Genomic DNA, 17,591 nt, shown 5'->3' with positions numbered 1-17,591 from the left:
GCCCCACTCCCGGGTTAGGGTTGAAACCATGAGTTTTCAGATCACCACCGTCAACGTCAACGGCATCAGGGCGGCCGTGAAGGAACGCAGCGAGACCAACCTCGGATTCATCCCGTGGTTGGAGGAATCAGGCAGTGATGTGGTCCTCCTCCAGGAGGTCCGCGCCAGCGAGAAGGACACCGAGAAGGCCCTCCAGCCGGTATTGGAGGCCGGGTGGCATTATGTCGGTGCCCCGGCCGCCGCCAAGGGCAGGGCCGGGGTGGGTATCCTCTCCCGCCACGCGCTTAGCGACGTCTCCATCGGTTTCGGTTCCTTCCTCGACTCCGGCCGCTACATCCAGGCCACCATCGCGGACACCACACTCGGGGTGCCCGTGACGGTCGCCTCCCTGTACCTGCCGTCCGGTTCCACCGGCACGGATAAACAGGACGAGAAATACCACTTCCTCGATGAGTTCTCCGACGTGCTCGCCGAGCGTGCCGCCACCCATCCGCACATGGTCATCGGTGGCGACTGGAACATCTGCCACCGCCGGGAGGACCTGAAGAACTGGAAGACCAACCAGAAGAAATCCGGTTTCCTGCCCGATGAACGCGCCTGGATGGATTCCGTCTTCGGATGTTTCCCGGATGAGCAGTCCCAGTTGGTCGGCGGGGGAGACTTCTTCGGGGCGGTGGACTATGTGGGGACAGCGGGGCGTCGTGAAGCGAACCCCGACCCGGCGTGGTTCGACGTCGCACGTCGCCTGCAGCCGGAGGGCGAGGGACCGTACACCTGGTGGACCTACCGCGGTAAGGCCTTCGACACGAACGCCGGGTGGCGCATCGACTACCAGGCCGCCACGAAGCCCATGTGTGAGCGCGCCGAGCGCAGCTGGGTGGACAAGGCGGCCGCCTATGATCTGCGATGGTCGGATCATTCGCCCCTGAATGTGATTTACTCATAATATGCTGCTGACAATTCTCTGGGTGATCGGCATCACCGCGGAAGGGATGACCGGTGCCCTGGCTGCGGGGCGTCAGAAGATGGATCTCTTCGGTGTCTCGGTCATCGCCTGCGTCACCGCCATCGGCGGTGGATCGATCCGCGATATGCTGCTGGGCCACTACCCCCTGGTGTGGGTGGAGAAACCGCACTTCCTGCTGCTGATCATCGGTGCCGCCATCCTGACGGTGTCCATCTCCTACCTGATGCAGCACTTCCGGGTGCTGTTCCTGGTGCTCGATGCCGTGGGATTGTCAGCGTTTGCGGTGATCGGCACCCAGATCGCCCTGGAGATGGGGTACGGCTTCATCATTGCGGTGGTGGCCTCCGTGCTCACCGGTGTCTTCGGTGGTGTGCTGCGTGACCTGTTGTGCGACCGCATCCCGCTGGTGTTCCAGAAGGAGCTGTACGCCTCCATCGCCCTGCTGGCCACCTGCGTGTACTTCGTCATGATGTACCTGGGCGCTGGGGAGAACACCACGGTGATCGTGTCCGTGCTGGTGGCCTTCACCGCCCGCCTGCTCGCCCTGTGGCGGGGCTGGTCCCTGCCGGTGTTTGAATACCAGGAGCGTGAGGTCCAGCGTGATCCCACTAATCGGATCTGGCGTTTCTGGAACTGGAAGAAGTAAACCACCGGCGACGGTATCCGATTATGAAAGAATTGCCCTGATTTTCCCTGTTATTGATAGGACAGGGTAGGGTGTTAGCCGGAACTTTTTTGAGTTAGATCAACTGTGGGGCACTCGGCCCGGTTGGAATACAACGTAAGGATTGCACATGGGCAAGGCATTCATTCTTCTCATCCTGGGCGCCGTCATTCTGGCCGCAGGTATCTGGTACGCGGCAGCTGTCGGATACGCCGTGATGGCCATCGTCGCAGCGCTGATCATCGCTCTCGGTGGCGGCATCATCGTGTGGGGTATCAGCGTGGCCCTGGACATCCATTCCCCCACCTCCCGCAAGCTCTAAGGATTACTCCCCGCCCCGGTGCGGGTGAGAGATCGAAACAGTGGTGCCACACCCTTTCCCCATTATGGAGGGATGGTGTGGCACTATCGTTTTTCCTGCACCGTCTATAACGGTTACACCAGCGGAAAAGTCACGGCGACAGACCAAGAGATTAGGGAAGGTCCTGGCACCGTGAAGGCATTTAAACTCATCGGCACTGGTCTCGCTTGGCGTGGTGGCAGGTATCGTTCCCAGCGTCATGATTGTTTCAGAGCGTCTACCAAACGGGGGTCAGGCCCGTTCTAGAATCAAAATTGGGGTCGCCAGATATTCTTCCTACATGAATGAATTAAAGAAATATGTAGAAGAGCTTGTCCTCTATGCCACTCCTGAGCAGATCGAAACGATTTCGAAGACATTACAAAAGCAGTTTGTGCGTTTAGCACCACATCTTTTCGTTCAGGGTGTCACTGGCCAACCACTGGAGGAAGATGAAATGGGCCTAAAAGATTATTGGCAACAACAATTCGGCGAGAGCAATAATCCTTACGCTCATGTATTATTACGTGTTGATTTTCTCTTTACCTCTGATGGAACTACAAAACTTGATGTTCTCAGCATGCAGGTGTACTCCATTGTTTCCGAGGTGATGAAACAATTTGAGGGCGTAGAACACTTTAGCAGCTTCAGTGAAGAGACCGTGCCGGATGATAAAAGGTAGTAAACATACTGGGGTATGTTTACTACCTTTGTCGTAGTTTGAAATAAATTACCAGCCACCGCTACCGCCCGCACCGCTGAACCGTGGGGGTGCGCCGCGATGGAAGTGGTATCCGATTCCATACTGCTAGAGAATCTGAGCATGTGCATCTGCCCGAGCTGCAGTCTGCGTTTTTCCATTCCCAATAATTGGACCGACTATGTTTGTGTCACGGATACGCACAACTGGGTATTGTGCTCGCCAAGAGAATGTACTACCAAAAAGTGGAGCGTCTTCTTCGATGGGCTGGAGTCAATCGTCTAGGAGCGGATCATCTCCGAGACCTCCAGCAGGCCCTGGGTGATGTCGGTGCCGGCGGTGAAACCGGTGGTGCGGGTGTCGGCGTAGAAGACCTTGTCCTCCGCGATCGCGGGCACCTCCGCCAGCGCCGGATTGTTCAGCAGATCGGCGAAATCCTCCCGGCCGCGGCCCAGGTAGTCCTGGATGATGATGATGTCCGGGTTCATGGCCACCACCTGCTCGGGGTCGGCGGTGACGGTGCCGGTCGCGCCGAGGGAATCCACCACGGGGATGCCGCCGGCCTCACGGATCAGGCCACTCATCATGGAGGATTCCGGCATGATCATCTGGCGTGGTCCCCGCTGCATCATGGCCAGTACCCGCGGTGCCTCCTCCGGCTGCTCGACCTCCGCGCGGGTCTCCTCGATCTCGGCGATGGCCCGGGCGGCCTCCTCCTCCGCGCCGACGAGCTCACCGACGTAGGTCATGTGGGTGATGATGGAGTCGATGCCGTTCCACCCGTCGATGTCGAAGTTGACCACCGGCACCCCGAAGCCCTCGAGGATGTCGATGGTGTCCTGCTCGGTGTCGAACCGGGCGCTGACGATCACCAGATCGGGATCAGCGGCCATGACCTGTTCGGGGTCTACGGAACCACCCGGTTTGACCTTCGTGGGGACCTGCTCGGCCAGTGTGTAGAGGTCCTCGTCCTCGGGGTTCATCTCCGAGGTGAGCACCACCCGTTCCGGACCGGCGAGCGGGAGCACGAGGGAGGCCGCCTCGGGGGTGACCACCGCGATGCGCACCGGCTCGGATTCCAGGGTGATCTCCTGGTCGTCGATGGTGACGGTGCGGGGGTAGGCCGCCCCGGTGTCATCCACATCGGCGGACACAGTGGCAGTGTCTGCCCCGCTACTGGAGGGGTTCTCCTCCGCCGGGGAACATGCGGTCAGCACCAGTGGTGCGCACAGCACCGCCGCGAGCAGGGAGGTGGTGAACTTCACGGGTGTACCGATGGTCTTTTTCACTGGGGGATCATCCTTCAATCTTGTTACAGCAGTGGATCGGGGTTGGTGGGCAGCGGTGTCACACGCAGGCTGCTGGTCAGGGGGTCACTGTCCACGGCGATGGGCAGCCCGTAGACATCGGAGAGGGTGCCGGGTTGCAGCACCTCGGCCACGCTGCCGGCGGCCGCGAGTACACCCCGGTGCAGGAGCACGGCGTGATCGCACCACCTGGCCACGTGGTTGAGGTCGTGGAGGACCACGACCACGGTGGTGCCGGCTGCCGCGCGGGTGCGCAGCAGTTGGAGAACCTCCACCTGGTGGCGCAGGTCGAGGGCGGAGACGGGTTCGTCGAGAAGCATCACGGCGGTGTCCTGCGCCAGGGCGCGCCCGATGTGGATGAGCTGGCGTTGCCCGCCGGAGAGCTCGTTGACGGGTTGGTCCGCGATGTCGAGGGCATTGATGGCGGCGAGCGCCTCCTCGGTGGCGCGGCGGTCCTCCTCGGATTCGGCCGTGAACCGTTTCCGGTGCGGGTAGCGGCCCATCGCGACCACGTCGCGCGCCGCGAACCCGATCCGCAGCTCGGTGTTCTGCGGCACCAGCGACATCTGCCGCGCGCGTTCCGGGGTGCTTTGCGACGTCACATCCGCCCCTCCGATCAGCACCTTCCCGGTACTGGGGATCAGGCCGGCGATGGCATTGAGGGCGGTCGACTTGCCGGCACCGTTCGGGCCTATGAGCGCGGTGACCCGACCGGCGGGTGCCCGGAAGGACACATCACGCACGGCGTGGTGGGTGGGGAAGGTGACATCGAGATGCTCCACGGCGATATCCACGCTCACAGGCCCAACCCCCTGCGTTTGCGCACCGTCAGCAACAGGTAGAGGAAGATCGGGGAACCAATGAAGGCCACCACTACGCCGGTCTGCAGGACGATGGGGGAGAAGAGCATGCGCGCGACCGTGTCGGCCACGATCACAAAGGTGGCACCCAGGATCGCCGCGGCGGGCAGCAGAGCCCGGTGGTCCGCGCCGATGACGATGCGGATGAGGTGGGGAACCACCAGTCCTACGAATGTGATGGTGCCGGACACCGCGACCGCCGTGGCGGTGAGCAGTGCGGCCAGGGCCAGCAGGAAGATGCGTGCCCGCCCGACGTTGAGCCCCGAGGTCTGCGCGGTGGACTCACCGAGCAGCAGCAGGTTGAGGTCACGGGAGGCACCCACCGCCAGGATCAGACCCAGGAGGATGGGGATCACCGACACCCCCACATGGTCCCAGGTCCGGGACACCAGATCACCGTTGAGCCAGAAGGCCACTGACCGCAGCTCCGAATCCTGTGGGGCGTTGGCGGTGGCCGCGGAGATCACCGCACCCAGAAAGGCAGTGATCGCCAGGCCGACCAGCACCAGCGTGGCGGGGTCAGCGCCCCGGCCGTCCATCGCCCTGGAACTGGCGATGAGGTAGACCACCGCCACCGTGATGATGGCGCCGACAAAGGCGGCGAAGGGGATGGTCCATTCGCCGAAGAAGCTGGCTCCGGTGACAATCGCCAACACCGCGGCGACCGCGGCGCCTGAGGAGACACCCACGATGCCGGGGTCGGCCAGTGGGTTGTGGAACACCGTCTGCATGATCGCCCCGGACACCGCCAGGGCGGCACCGACGAGGGCAGCGATGATGATGCGCGGGGCACGGATCTCGGTGACCACGGGGGAGGAGGCGAGATCGGCCAGCGGCACGGTGACCGGGCCCATCATGAGGGAGACCACGAAGGACACCACGAGCAGAATGAGTGATCCGATGATCACGACCGGCGTGGTCAACCTGCTGTGAGTTCGCGACACTACATCCCTTAATGAAAATTACGTTTAAAAGAGTACCTGACCAGCTTAGCCAACCGGATGAGCAAAACCCCAAACTTTCGGGTGACCACTGCATAAAGATCATCTTAAAACCCGGGGACATCGACGCCCTCCGCCCAGCAGCTAACCTCGCCTCACCCCAGCCTGGCACCTGCGGGTGACTAGACTGTCTAACCATGACTTCGCAGGATAATGATCACACCGCACAGACCCCCGCCCGCGTCCTTTCCGGAATCCAGCCCACCGCTGATTCCTACCACCTGGGTAACTACCTGGGTGCCGTCAAACAGTGGATTGACCTGCAGAATTCCTATGACGCGTTCTACTTCATCCCGGATCTCCACGCCATCACCGTGGACCAGAACCCGGAGGAACTGCGTGCCCGCACCGTCTCCGGTGCCGCCCAGCTGCTGGCCCTGGGCATCGACCCGGAGCGGTCCACCCTGTTTGTGCAGTCCCACATCCCGGCGCACGCCGAGCTGTCCTGGGTCCTGACCTGCCTGACGGGTTTCGGCGAGGCATCGCGCATGACCCAGTTCAAGGACAAGTCCACCAAGCAGGGCGCGGACCGCACCTCAGCCGGCCTGTTCACCTACCCGATGCTCATGGCCGCGGACATCCTCCTCTACCGCCCCCAGCTGGTGCCGGTCGGGGAGGATCAGCGCCAGCACCTGGAGCTGACCCGCACCCTGGCGGAACGGTTCAACAACCGCTTCGGCCAGGTCTTCGAGGTCCCGGAGGGCTTCATCCCGGAGGGCGCCTCCAAGATCTACGACCTGCAGAACCCGACCGCCAAGATGTCCAAGTCCGGGGAGAACCCCAAGGGCCTGATCAACCTGCTCGATGATCCCAAGGTCTCCTCCAAGCGCATCAAGTCCGCCGTCACCGACAATGACGGTGTCATCGCCTTCGACGTGGCGAACAAGCCGGGTGTGTCCAACCTGCTGGTCATCCAGTCCGCGCTGACGGGGGAGAGCGTCGACAAGCTCGTGGCCGGGTACGAGGGCAAGGGCTACGGCGCGCTCAAGACCGACACCGCCGACGCGCTGGAGGCGTTCACCACCCCGCTGCGCGCCAAGTACGAGGAGTACATGAGCGACCGCGCCGAGCTGGAACGGGTCCTGGCCATCGGTGCGGAACGCGCCGGGGAGATTGCCACCCAGGTGCTGGCTGAGGTCTACGACAAGATCGGTTTCCTGGCACCACGTTCCAGGTAACAACCCAGGTGTATCAGCACTGCTGGTAACCGGGTGATTATTACAATCCGGCCACGCGACGAGCCTCGGTGGCCGGATTTTCCTATCCTTGGGGGTATCTGTCCACACCGCCCGCCGAGAACCCCCGGAGCAATCGCCTCGGGAATCTCCCTGAGACCCTCGAAGGATCAACACCCTCATGGCCACAAGAACCTCGCCAGACGAACGGAACACCGACGATTTCGGCATCGAGCGCATCAACGAGGATGACCCCGGCTTCGTCGACAAGATGCGGGACAAGTACGAATGGTTCGATCACATCATGCGCATGCAGGAGCGGTTCAGCTCCAAGGGTGGCAACCAGCTCTCCGCGGGCATCACCTACTTCTCGGTGCTGTCCGTATTCCCCATTGCAATGCTCGGTTTCGGACTGCTCGGTGTCGTCCTCGCCGGCAACCCGGATCTGCTGACCCGGGTGCAGGAGGAGATCGCGGGGGCATTCGACGGTGAGGTCGGCGACACCGTCAACAGTATCCTGGAGAGCGCGATCGCCCAGCGTGGTGCGGTGTTGGGCATCGGTGGTCTGACGGCCCTATGGTCGGGACTGGGGTGGATGAACAACCTCCGGTTCGGTGTCAGCCGCATGTGGTCACTGGACCCCACCGAGGGCAACTTCGTGATGAAGAAGCTCAATGACCTGCTCGGTCTGATTCTTCTCCTGCTCGCCCTCGCCATCGCCTTCGGCGTCACCGCAATCGGTGCCTCCGGTCTGACCACCACCCTGCTGGAATGGGTCGGGTTCGGGGACATCCCCGGAATCAACGTGATCACCTGGACGGTGGCGCTGCTGGTCGGTATTCTGGCCAACTTCCTGGTGTTCTTCTGGCTGATCAAATTCCTGCCACGCACCAAGGTGCCGCTCAAATCCGCCGTCCAGGGGGCGCTGTTCGGTGCGCTGGCCTTCGAGGTGGTCAAGCAGCTGGCTTCCGTGCTGGCCTCCAACGCCCTGGGCAACCCGGCGGGTGCCACCTTCGGTCCGATCATCGGCATCATGGTGGTGCTCTACCTGGTGTGGCGCATCCTGATGTACTGCTCCGCCTGGGCCGCCACCAGTGAGGAATCCATGCGTCTGGCCGCGGTGCCCACCCCGGAGCCCGCGGTGATCCGGGTGCGCAATGAGATCTCCCCCGAGGCACCGCCGGTGGAGTCCGCCCGCAACGTCGGCATCGGTGTGGCCGTGGGCGCGGCTGCTGCCGGTGCGCTCGCGCTGCTGCGCAGGAAGTAATCGCCAGGACCCGCAGGTTGGGTGGACGTTCAGGGCATTCCCCGATTCCCGGGGGATGCCCTGTTGCATAGAGTAGAAGGTATGAACACGAATCTGCCCAACCTGTACACCGCGTTTGATCTCGATCGGAGAGATGACTGTGATGCGCTCGGGATCGTCCTGTCCGCCCGGGATCTGCGCCTGGAGCAGATGGGTGTGCTTCCCGATGATCCCCGTCGCACCCAGACGGTGATGGCGTTCTCGGTGCTCAACGACCCCACCAGGCGGGCGCTTTACGACGAAAAACTGGACTCCGGCACACCCCTGACCTGGGATCAGATCCAGCACCTCGGTAACTTCGGCACCATTCCCGATGCACCCCCACAGCAGTCGTTCCACCAGACTCCGCAACCCGCCCCGCAGCCGGAACCGGACACCACCTTCGGGTACCAGTTCGGCCAGCCCACCGCGGAGTATTCCTCACCCGCCTTCAACCCCTTCGACCAGCAGGTCCACAGTTCGATGGCGGGATCCTCGGCGTTCAGTGCCTCCCAGGTGGCTCCCTTCGGATTCGACCACACCATGAATGTGCAGCGCCCCACCGCCGGCGCCCGCCTGGGTATGGCCTGGTTGGATCTCATCCTGGCATCCATGGCCTCGGGCATCATCGTGGGGATTCTCGGGATGAATGCGTTCGGTGGGTGGATCGTCACCGCTCTGGTGATGATTGCCTACGTGGTGGGTTCCGAGACCGTCATGGGTGCCACACCGGCCAAGAAATTCTTCGGATATGAGGTCCGCGATGTGGACACCCATTCCCGTCTGTCCGCCCAGGCCTCCCTGAAGCGCAACTGGTGGAAGTTCCTCAACCTGGTGCCCCCGGCCAGCATCGTCACCCTGGTGATGGCCGGTTACTACGGCAGCCAGATCAATGAGGAGAACAACATGCGCGGTGGCCACGACAAGTTGGCCAACGCCGAGGTGGTGAAGAAACAGGGTTAGGGGAGCTACCCCCGGCGCCTGCGTCCGAAGGTCCACGCCAGTGCGGCGAGCAGCAGCACCACGATGGTGCTGATCGGCAGTACCACCCGCGCGATGTCCAGGGCGGTGGTGTCCTGACCGTCCTGCGCCTGCGGGGCGGGGGAGGCTGACGGTTCGGGGCGCTGGGTGGGAGTGGTGTTCTCCTCCTCACCCGGCTGCCCGAGCTGCCCCACACCTTCGCCCGGGAGGGTGACCAGGGAGGCGTCGATAAGCTCCCTGGCCTGCTCCCAGGGACGCCCCTTGTCGATGGTGGTGTCTAGGATGACAGCACCGATGCGGCGTCCCTCGCGGTTGAGCGCACCGACGAAGGTGTGGTTGGCGTCATCGGTGTAACCGGTTTTGCCGCCGATGCCGTCCGGGTCATTCATGAACAGGCCGTTGTCATTCCACACCTGGAATCCCTCGTTGTCGCCCCAGCCGGGGAAGTCGACGAACTCGGTGTCCACGATCTCCGCGAAACGCGCATTTTCCCATGCGTGCTGATAGATCAGGGCCATGTCATAGGCCGAGGTGGACATCCCCGGCGCATCCAGGCCGGAGTAGGTGGCCACGAAGGTGTCCTGGGTGCCGATCTCACGGGCCCGCTCATTGACCATCTCCAGGGTGGCCTCATCGCCACCGAGTTCCTGCGCCAGCAGATAGGCGGCGTCATTGCCACTGGCCAGCAGCAGACCGTGCAGGAGCTCATCGACGGTGTATTCACCACCCTCACCGACACCGACCCGGGAACCCTCGATATTGGCGGCATCCCAGGTGCCGGTCACCTTCTGCGCCGGGTCGAGCTGCTCAATGGCGATCAGACCGATCAGCGCCTTGATGATGCTGGCGGGACGGTACCGGCCGTGAGGATCCTTGGCGGCGAGGATCTCCCCGGAATCCAGGTCGAAGACCATCCAGGCAGAGGCCGTCTGATTCTCCGGCAGTGTGAAACCCGCCGGGGCGATGACACCGCAGCTGGCCATGAGCGGGCCACCGGCGGGTACCTCGGGGACCGGCAGGACAACCGGTGCCCGGCCACCGGGTGCGACCGCCTCGGAGGTGGTGCGAGCGGTGGCGGGGGACTCCAGGTGCGGGCAGTCATCAGTGTCCGGTGCCCGCTCCCGGGTGGTGGGTTGACCGTCGTCCTGCTGCTCGTCCAGGGTTTCAGCATTCTCCGCGGTCACCGCCGGTGGAGAGGGCTCCGGTGGGAGAGTGTCCTGGGCGGTGGCTGCGCCGAGGGTGGGCGACAGGGCGATGGTGAGTGCGGTGGTAACCGCCACAAGGGTTGTCCTCATGGGGACTAAATAGTACCGCTGTCCGGTAAGGGCTGAGTGATAGGCCGAAATAGACCCGTGACTCTGCGGAAGAACACTCGGATGGCGGTATCGATATCCGGATCGGTTCTACCGTTCTCACCACCGTCGGGGGGATGGTTCAGCTCAGCTTCCACCCACGTGCCTCACCGTACTCCCTAAGGAACGAATCAACCGGGGACCAGGGCTGATTCCCCAGTTTCTCTTCTACTCCAATCGCCCATTGGTATTGTTCGAATCCGGCGGCTGATCCGCTCATCCAGTTCCACATGTCCCTGGAGGGACGAAGATCCAGGCTCTCTTTCAGGAGTGGAATGACATATGCAGCTTCGGGGTGAGTAAGGGTTTCAGAATTCTTGAAGTAGGGATCCCATTCGTTGAGCAATTCATTGAAGCGGGTGATATTCCGGTTGATCTGCTCATCCAGGTGGGCCGTGTATTTGGCTAGAGCAAATACTCTGTCAATGAACCCTTTCAGGTCTTCTTCTGCTTCGGCGATCGAGGTACTAGCATCGCAGAGAGCACTATTCTGATAGAAGATCTCGACACTGTATCCGTCATTATCCGTGCGGGCACCTTCGAGGAAGGCTGGCTCAAGTTCTTGGCGTTCTCCGATCCAGCAAAGAATGAGAAACTTTCCGTTTCTGGGGAGAAGAAAGATAGGTTGGGAGACTCCGGTCTCCTCAATCTTGGTGCTGGTGCCATAAACCTCTTCTGCGTCTGCCCACGTGAAGCTGAGCTGCAGTAGAAGATCGTGAATGGTGGGGTTGATGAGGCTTTGCGTCACGGTAGTTTGCCTTTCGCTTTCACACTCATGGTCCATTTCCCGTGTACGCCAGGGGCATTCAGGAATCAGTCCACGAACTAAAAAGCAGTATGGGATTACGTTAAGAGTGCGTCGTGCATGCCTGAGGCATAAGTTGTGGCGGGCATAACCCCGGGCAGCAGTTTGTGATTTCACAGGGGGTGGTGTGGCGCCCATCCCGGTCCCTGGTGATTCGCTACTGGTTGTGCCCGCAGTGTGGGCAGCGGAACCACTGCGCGTTGGCAGTGACGTAGAAGGTGCCATTGCACTTGTTGTTCTTACACACGCGTCGGACGTTGGCGTTGCCATTTTGAGAGGGGGAAGCATCGTAGTAGAACACCGTCAAACTCCTTTTGATCTGGAAAGTGGGACTACATTCATTCTCCTGTGGTCTACAGAAAGCCGACAAGACCTGTTTTTTGGGGGCAGTGTGACAGGGGACCACTCTGAATGTCAGTTGGGTCGCGGCAACTGGGGGCAGTCAACACCTGGTGATATGAGTCCCGTCAGTAGTCAGGAGCTAGTTCTATGACGTTTTCCTGAGTGGAAGCCTAAAGGAGCGGTGATCAACGCGGTGATCTTAGTCTCTGCCAGCTTCTGCGCGCGGGCGCTGTTCTACAGTTGGGGTTCGGGAGTCCAGTGGAACAATGCCCAACCACCACAAGGGCGGCCCTGGTGGGGGATAAGAGTGGCTGAAATTCGTATGCCCTGTGATAGACCGCCAATGCGATCCATCACAGGGCAATAGTGGGCTCAACCTGCCACCGGACAGGCGCAACCTCTTAAAACTTGGAGAAACGCTTGGTCAGCATGTCTTCCAGTTCACGCCAGGACTGGGAGTGATCGTTGAAGGGGGCGTGCGGGACATAACCGGCAGTGTCACCGGAACCGAGCATGTAGGAGATGTAATCCTGCATCCGGGGGTTGGCCAGGAAGTAGGAGTTCATGGAGTCATCACCGGCCCAGTCGGCGGCGTCGGCCATGAGCTCATAGGCGCGACCCATCTGTGTGGTGTCAACGGCATCCACGGAGGTGTTGATGTCCTGGGCCAGGCCGTTGAAGGAGTATACATTGTCGCTGTGGACCAGCAGGTCGGTTTCACCGGCGTTGACACCCAGCATGAGGTCGGGCCAGGTGGCGGCGCGGGCCAGGTCGTGGTCGTCGTGTTCCACCAGCCAGCGCAGCAGGGCCTTCTGACTGTTGAAGGTGAAGATCTCACCGAACTTGCCCAGGAACACCGGCTGGCCCTCGATGTAGGTGCGCAGGGTGTAGACGGAACGACCGTCGATGCTGATCTTGATCGGGTCGATGCCGGCCAGGCCCCACGCGGAGGTGTCATAAGGATCAACCTTTTCGGCCTCCTCCTTGGCGATCTGCTCCTCCGCCTCGCGGGCTGCCTCACGGGCGGCCTGAGCCTCGCGGATGCGGGTGGCGGCATCGTCGACGAAGACCTTGTCCACCTCCTTGACGGTGACGCACTCATCGAGTGCATCCACCACTCCTGACCAGTTGGTCAGGACCGCGCGACCGATGGCGGACCACTCCCCGAGGCCGTTGGGGCCGGAGAAGTGGTCGGCACCGCGGTCCACATTGCCAAGCACAGAGTGGGAGGAGAAGAAACCACTGACCGGCATGGCGGAGGTGACATTGCCCAGGCTGCGCACCACCGCGAAGATGCGGGAGATGGTCTTGACATTGACATAGGAGGGACGTTCTGCCAACAGGGCGGGAGCACCGATGATATCGTGCTGCTCATTGTCATCCGGGACTACGCGGGTCGCGTCACCGGCGTTGAAGGATGCCCACCCGGGGTGCGAGGTCAGATCGTGGCGGGAATCGGATTCGAGGAAGACAAGCAGTTCCTCAGGGGAGTTGAAGACATACAGCTCCTCATTCGCACCGAGAAACGCCTGCCACTCACTGCCGTGCTCCCTCCAGCTGGGGGCCCAGAGGGTGTAGAAGTCACCTTCAGTGAGGGAGAGTCTAACGGGAACGATTCCATTTTCAGCCATGCTGCTAAATCCTAGCCGGTGAGATATTTCTCCGTCACCTATCTCTACCGATAGGAGGGAAACCGCAGTCAGGTGGGGTTAACCGGTCGGCCGGTAGAAGCCGTGGAAGGCCATACCCATGTTGGAGGTCCGCACCGGGTTGGTCTGCACCGGGTTTCCGGCCTCGATGATCTGGCCCTCACCGGCGTACATCGCGGCGTGCCCATCCCAGATGAGCAGATCCCCGGGTTGTAGGTCCTCATAGGCAACCTGTCGGCCCACCGCCTGCTGATCCGCGGTGCGGGGGATCTCCACCCCGGCCTCCCGCCACGCCCACTGGGTCAGGCCGCTGCAGTCGAACCCACCCGGTGTGGTGCCACCCCACACATACGGTGTCCCGATCATGCTGCGTGCCGCGGCCACCGCCTGTTCCCCGGTGGCCCGTGAGTCCGAGCTGGACCCGGTGCTGTGGACCGTGTGGGCTGTGTGAGCTGCGGGCTGGTAGCTGATCTCCTCCGGGGCGTCTGCAGGCTGGCCCGGGACCGGGGCAACCAACCCGGTCCTCCCCGTGGCCTCCGGTTCCTGCACCATCCCGATCTCACCGGCCTGGAGTGCCACCACCTTCTCCTCGAGTCGGGCGGCCACCGGTTGCAGGGCGGTGACCAGCTCGAGCGCCCGGGAGGCGGCGGCGTCGATGAAGATCCCGGGCAGGGCCATCAACTGCATCCGGGCGGACACGGCCGCGCCGGGGTTGGGGGACCAGGACTCCATCAGCAGTGCGGGCACCCGGTGGATGAGGTCGGTGACCAGGTGGTGCAGATCGAGGCGGGCGGCCTCCAGGTGGGGCGTGGCATCACGCAGGGCACCCATGATCACCGTGCGTTGCCCCTCCAGTTCACCGGCGAGGGTGAGCAGTGCGGCGGGAGAGGTGCCCAGCTCGGCGGCCAGGCCGAGGGCCGGGCTGACATCCGGGAGGGTGGGCAAGATCACCTCCGGCACCGGGGCGGGCGCATGTCCTAAAATCAGGCGCACAGCCGTGGTGAGATCGATCATGGGTGCTGCCCCGCCCTCTGCCGGAAATCACCGGAGAGCCGGGCATCGACGGACCCCACCACGTCGAGGGTGTGCAGGGCACTGTCGGCCATCAGGTGGGTGGTCCGGGTCAGGGTGGAGGCATTCCGGGTATAGATGGCCAGGGCTTTTGCCAGGGCACCGTGGAAGCCGGATGCGTTATCCCCGGGATCGGGGTCCGGCGGTGGGGAGCCGGCCACCGGTGTTAACTCCAGGTGCAGCAGTGTCTGGGCGAGTGTGCGGGCGTGATCGATATCCATCCTCATGCCCGGTAGGACTGTGCAAACACCCGGGAGGTTCCCACCGGTGGGCAAACACCGACGTTTCCCACGAGGTGGGAAAGTGTTACCACATTGTCCCAGGGTCATCCCTGGGGTGCTTTTCGACGAATTGGCCACCCCCACGCATGCCCTAACATGATGGGCATGGACATCACCATCGTCAATCATCCCCTCGTCGCAAGCCGGCTGACCCTCATGCGCGATGAGCGTAGCGACAACGCGGCCTTCCGTGCCGCCGCCTCCGATCTGGGCGCCATGCTCATCTACGAGGCCTCCCGCGAACTCGCCGTGGAGCATTTCGACACCCACACCCCCGTCGCCGTCGCCGAGGGTACCCGGCTGGAAAACCCCCCGATCATCGTTCCGATCATCCGCGCCGGTCTCGGCATGATCGACCCCGCCCTGTCCATGATCCCGGATGCCCAGGTCGGTTTCATCGGCCTGGCCCGTGATGAGGAGACCCATGAGCCGGTCCCGTACCTGGAGGCCCTGCCGGAGGATCTCAGTGATCAGCCCGTCTTCCTCGTTGATCCGATGCTGGCCACCGGAGGTTCCCTCCTGCACGCCATCCGCCTGCTGGCTGAGCGTGGCGCCACCGACATCACCGCCATCTGCATGGTTTCCGCGCAGCCGGGTGTGGATGCCCTGAAGAACTCCGGCCTGCCGTGTCGCCTGGTCACCGCGGCCATCGATCCCGAACTCAACGAGGATGCCTACATCGTCCCCGGTCTGGGTGATGCCGGTGATCGTCTCTACGGACCACGGAACATCGATTTGTAATACCCCTTTTTGCTGCCCACTATAGTTGGCGGTGAATTCCCATCCCAGTGGGCATTCTGGGTCGCGTGCATGAGGGAAGAGAACAGCTCCACTGGCCGAGTTACGGTCACACCCTGGGTGCCCGCGTGCGCGAAATCCGCAAGATCCGCGGTTACAGCCAGGAGGAGCTCGCGGAGATCGTCGACATGAGCCGCAATGCGATCTCCAACCTGGAACGCAATGAAAACAACAACGGCAAACCGGGCGATCCGCGCCTGAGCACTGTGTACAAACTGTCCTGGGCCCTTGACGTGCCACCCGCAGCGCTCCTGCCCGCGGTGGGGGAGAAACCGCAGGCCATCTGCGTCGACGAGTCCCTCCCCGTCGATGTGCGCTGGCCCGCGCCCCGGGACGAGGTGCTTTTCGACGTCCCCCTCACACCCCCGGAGAACCCCAAGCGAGTAGGCCACCAGCCCCCGCGCTAGAGGCTGCGACCCCAGCCCTCAACCTCATCCTGGAGCTTCTCCAGCAGCTGGGTGGCCTCCGCATGTGAATTGGCCTGCGCGATCTCGATGTAGATCTTCGCCTTCGCCTCCGTGCCGGAGACCCGGACAATCACCCGCAGCTGGGTCCCGCCGAGATACCCCCTGAGCACCACGCCCTGATTCTCGGGGAGGGCGGAACTGCTCAGTGCCACACCGATCAGTTCGGTCGGGGGTGTGGTGCACCAGGCGTCGACAAGCTCCCTGGGGCTGGTGGTGCGGACCGCAACCTGGGTGGAGGTGAAGTACCCGTGACGGCGGTAGAGCTCGTCGAGCCGGTCCTGCAGACTGATGCCCGCGGACTTGAGCTCCGCGGCCCACGCCGCGGTGAACAGCGCCGTGGCGATACCATCCTTATCCGGCACGATATCCGGCGCCGGGCAGGTGCCCACTGCCTCCTCATAGGCGAAGGCCAATGGGCCCGGGCGACCATCCGCAGCGCGGGAGAGATGCTTGAAACCAGTCAGGGTCTCCTGGTAATCCCACCCCTTGTCCTCGGCGATCACGCGCAGCAGCTGGGAGCTGACCACGGTGGTTGCCACCACCGGAGCAGCCCCCTGGCCGTCCCACTCCGGTACGATCCGCGTGGCCAGAAGCGTGCCGGTCTCATCACCGGTCAGCATCCGGTGGCCACCATCGGGGGTGCGGATGCCCACCGCACACCGGTCGGCGTCCGGGTCGAGGGCGAACAGGATATCCGCATCCTCCTCCGCGGCCCGGGCCAACAACAGCTCGATCGCCGAGGGCTCCTCGGGGTTGGGAAACGGCACCGTCGGGAAAGTCGGGTCCGGGTGCTGTTGTTCACGCACCGGATGGGCCAGGGGGAACCCGGCGAACTGGAAGGCATTCGACATCGCCCGACCACCAACCCCGTGCAGGGCGGTGTAGATGATGCGCAGGTTCGCCCGTTCCGAATTCACCCGCAGCAGATCCGCCTGGCCGGGGGTGACCAGGGAGACGATTTCATCGATGTACCGGCGCAGTTGATCACCGGCCGGGCGCACGGTCACCCGGGGCACCTGCACGGGATCCTCCACCGCCTGGATATGCGCTTCCAGGTCGGCCTCCATCTCCGAATACAGCTGCCGACCGTTGGCCAGGAACACCTTATAGCCGTTGTCCGCGGCACCGTTGTGCGAGGCGGTGATCTGCACCCCGGCATCCATCCGCCGGTTCTGCACCAGCCAGGGAATCAGGGGGGTGGGGCCCGGGGTGGGCAGCAGCATCACCTCGAACCCGGCACCGGCGAACACCTCCGCAGTGGTGGCGGCGAAGGTGTGGGAACCATAGCGGGCGTCATAACCGACCACCACGCGCAGAGGACCGTCCTGTGGGTACAAGGTACGGCCGATGCCGGCCTCATCCTCGGGCACGAGATGGGGCACCCGGTGTTCCGCGGCCCGTGCGGCAAGCCAGCTGGCGACCCCCGCGGTGGTGCGCGTGACCTGGAGAACATTCATCTGATGCGCGGCGGGACCCACCGGTGCCCGCATGCCTGCCGTGCCGAAGGAGAGCTGACGGGACTCGTCCATGAACACCCCGATCCTCA

Annotated in this window: 18 protein-coding genes; 9 read left to right on the top strand and 9 right to left on the bottom strand. The window is 62.9% G+C overall.

Annotation, left to right across the window (positions count from 1 at the left end):
* The first annotated feature begins 28 nt into the window (after positions 1 to 28).
* The 4 genes from H9627_RS03230 to H9627_RS03215 all read left to right on the top strand — a co-directional run bounded on the left by H9627_RS03230 (position 29) and on the right by H9627_RS03215 (position 2,653).
* Entirely contained in the window at positions 29 to 946 is a 918-nt protein-coding gene (locus tag H9627_RS03230; RefSeq protein ID WP_191732598.1) for an exodeoxyribonuclease III, read from the top strand.
* 1 nt (position 947) lies between these two features.
* The gene (locus H9627_RS03225) at positions 948 to 1,613 is read left to right on the top strand and encodes a trimeric intracellular cation channel family protein (RefSeq protein ID WP_191732597.1); all 666 of its coding nucleotides are present in this window, start codon (positions 948 to 950) and stop codon (positions 1,611 to 1,613) included.
* Between the two features lie 148 nt (positions 1,614 to 1,761).
* Complete coding sequence (locus tag H9627_RS03220; RefSeq protein WP_006769630.1) at positions 1,762 to 1,953, top strand: hypothetical protein; 192 nt, start codon at positions 1,762 to 1,764, stop codon at positions 1,951 to 1,953.
* A gap of 319 nt (positions 1,954 to 2,272) precedes the next feature.
* Positions 2,273 to 2,653: a hypothetical protein gene (locus H9627_RS03215; protein ID WP_191732596.1), complete on the top strand. Its 381-nt coding sequence runs from the start codon at positions 2,273 to 2,275 to the stop codon at positions 2,651 to 2,653.
* A gap of 299 nt (positions 2,654 to 2,952) precedes the next feature.
* On the opposite strand, the gene H9627_RS03210 is transcribed toward H9627_RS03215, so the two are convergent.
* From H9627_RS03210 to H9627_RS03200, 3 genes are read right to left on the bottom strand one after another with little or no spacing between them, the layout of a single operon-like run.
* Positions 2,953 to 3,960: an ABC transporter substrate-binding protein gene (locus H9627_RS03210; RefSeq protein WP_191732595.1), complete on the bottom strand. Its 1,008-nt coding sequence runs from the start codon at positions 3,958 to 3,960 to the stop codon at positions 2,953 to 2,955.
* 23 nt (positions 3,961 to 3,983) lie between these two features.
* Positions 3,984 to 4,778: an ABC transporter ATP-binding protein gene (locus H9627_RS03205; protein ID WP_191732594.1), complete on the bottom strand. Its 795-nt coding sequence runs from the start codon at positions 4,776 to 4,778 to the stop codon at positions 3,984 to 3,986.
* Positions 4,775 to 5,782, bottom strand: a complete 1,008-nt coding sequence (locus H9627_RS03200; protein ID WP_191732593.1) for a FecCD family ABC transporter permease — start codon at positions 5,780 to 5,782, stop codon at positions 4,775 to 4,777. The genes H9627_RS03205 and H9627_RS03200 overlap by 4 nt, the downstream gene beginning before the upstream one ends.
* A gap of 194 nt (positions 5,783 to 5,976) precedes the next feature.
* Between H9627_RS03200 and trpS the strand changes: the two genes are divergently transcribed.
* The 3 genes from trpS (at position 5,977) to H9627_RS03185 (ending at position 9,262) form a co-directional block, all read left to right on the top strand.
* Positions 5,977 to 7,017, top strand: coding sequence for a tryptophan--tRNA ligase (gene trpS / locus H9627_RS03195; protein ID WP_191732592.1), 1,041 nt, complete (start codon positions 5,977 to 5,979; stop codon positions 7,015 to 7,017).
* 178 nt (positions 7,018 to 7,195) lie between these two features.
* A complete protein-coding gene (locus H9627_RS03190) occupies positions 7,196 to 8,281 on the top strand; it encodes a YhjD/YihY/BrkB family envelope integrity protein (RefSeq protein ID WP_191732591.1) in 1,086 nt (361 codons plus the stop codon).
* A gap of 81 nt (positions 8,282 to 8,362) precedes the next feature.
* The gene (locus H9627_RS03185) at positions 8,363 to 9,262 is read left to right on the top strand and encodes an RDD family protein (RefSeq protein WP_191732590.1); all 900 of its coding nucleotides are present in this window, start codon (positions 8,363 to 8,365) and stop codon (positions 9,260 to 9,262) included.
* A gap of 5 nt (positions 9,263 to 9,267) precedes the next feature.
* Here the strand turns inward: H9627_RS03185 and H9627_RS03180 are convergent, their stop codons facing one another.
* The 5 genes from H9627_RS03180 to H9627_RS03160 form a co-directional block, all read right to left on the bottom strand.
* Positions 9,268 to 10,575, bottom strand: coding sequence for a D-alanyl-D-alanine carboxypeptidase family protein (locus tag H9627_RS03180; protein WP_225213430.1), 1,308 nt, complete (start codon positions 10,573 to 10,575; stop codon positions 9,268 to 9,270).
* Positions 10,576 to 10,714: 139 nt separating this feature from the next.
* Positions 10,715 to 11,380 carry a hypothetical protein gene (locus H9627_RS03175; protein WP_191732589.1) on the bottom strand — a complete coding sequence of 222 codons (666 nt, stop codon included), beginning with the start codon at positions 11,378 to 11,380 and terminating at the stop codon, positions 10,715 to 10,717.
* A gap of 800 nt (positions 11,381 to 12,180) precedes the next feature.
* Complete coding sequence (locus H9627_RS03170) at positions 12,181 to 13,410, bottom strand: hypothetical protein (protein WP_191732588.1); 1,230 nt, start codon at positions 13,408 to 13,410, stop codon at positions 12,181 to 12,183.
* A gap of 78 nt (positions 13,411 to 13,488) precedes the next feature.
* Positions 13,489 to 14,442, bottom strand: coding sequence for a C40 family peptidase (locus H9627_RS03165; RefSeq protein WP_191732587.1), 954 nt, complete (start codon positions 14,440 to 14,442; stop codon positions 13,489 to 13,491).
* Positions 14,439 to 14,726 carry a hypothetical protein gene (locus H9627_RS03160; protein ID WP_191732586.1) on the bottom strand — a complete coding sequence of 96 codons (288 nt, stop codon included), beginning with the start codon at positions 14,724 to 14,726 and terminating at the stop codon, positions 14,439 to 14,441. Before H9627_RS03160 ends, H9627_RS03165 begins: the two co-directional genes overlap by 4 nt.
* A 159-nt stretch (positions 14,727 to 14,885) precedes the next feature.
* Between H9627_RS03160 and upp the strand changes: the two genes are divergently transcribed.
* Both upp and H9627_RS03150 read left to right on the top strand, forming a co-directional pair.
* On the top strand, positions 14,886 to 15,521 hold the full coding sequence (gene upp / locus H9627_RS03155; RefSeq protein ID WP_191732585.1) for a uracil phosphoribosyltransferase: 636 nt from the start codon (positions 14,886 to 14,888) through the stop codon (positions 15,519 to 15,521).
* Between the two features lie 65 nt (positions 15,522 to 15,586).
* Positions 15,587 to 15,985 (top strand): helix-turn-helix domain-containing protein, encoded by a 399-nt coding sequence (locus tag H9627_RS03150; protein ID WP_318247751.1) that lies wholly within the window; start codon positions 15,587 to 15,589, stop codon positions 15,983 to 15,985.
* Here the strand turns inward: H9627_RS03150 and H9627_RS03145 are convergent.
* Complete coding sequence (locus H9627_RS03145) at positions 15,982 to 17,574, bottom strand: phospho-sugar mutase (protein WP_191732583.1); 1,593 nt, start codon at positions 17,572 to 17,574, stop codon at positions 15,982 to 15,984. The two genes, H9627_RS03150 and H9627_RS03145, sit on opposite strands and share 4 nt — an antisense overlap.
* Positions 17,575 to 17,591: the final 17 nt, after the last annotated feature.

This window comes from Corynebacterium gallinarum, assembly GCF_014837045.1.
GTDB lineage: Bacteria > Actinomycetota > Actinomycetes > Mycobacteriales > Mycobacteriaceae > Corynebacterium > Corynebacterium gallinarum.
Note: the sequence above shows the minus strand (reverse complement) of the source record. Positions and strands in the feature narration are given on the sequence as shown.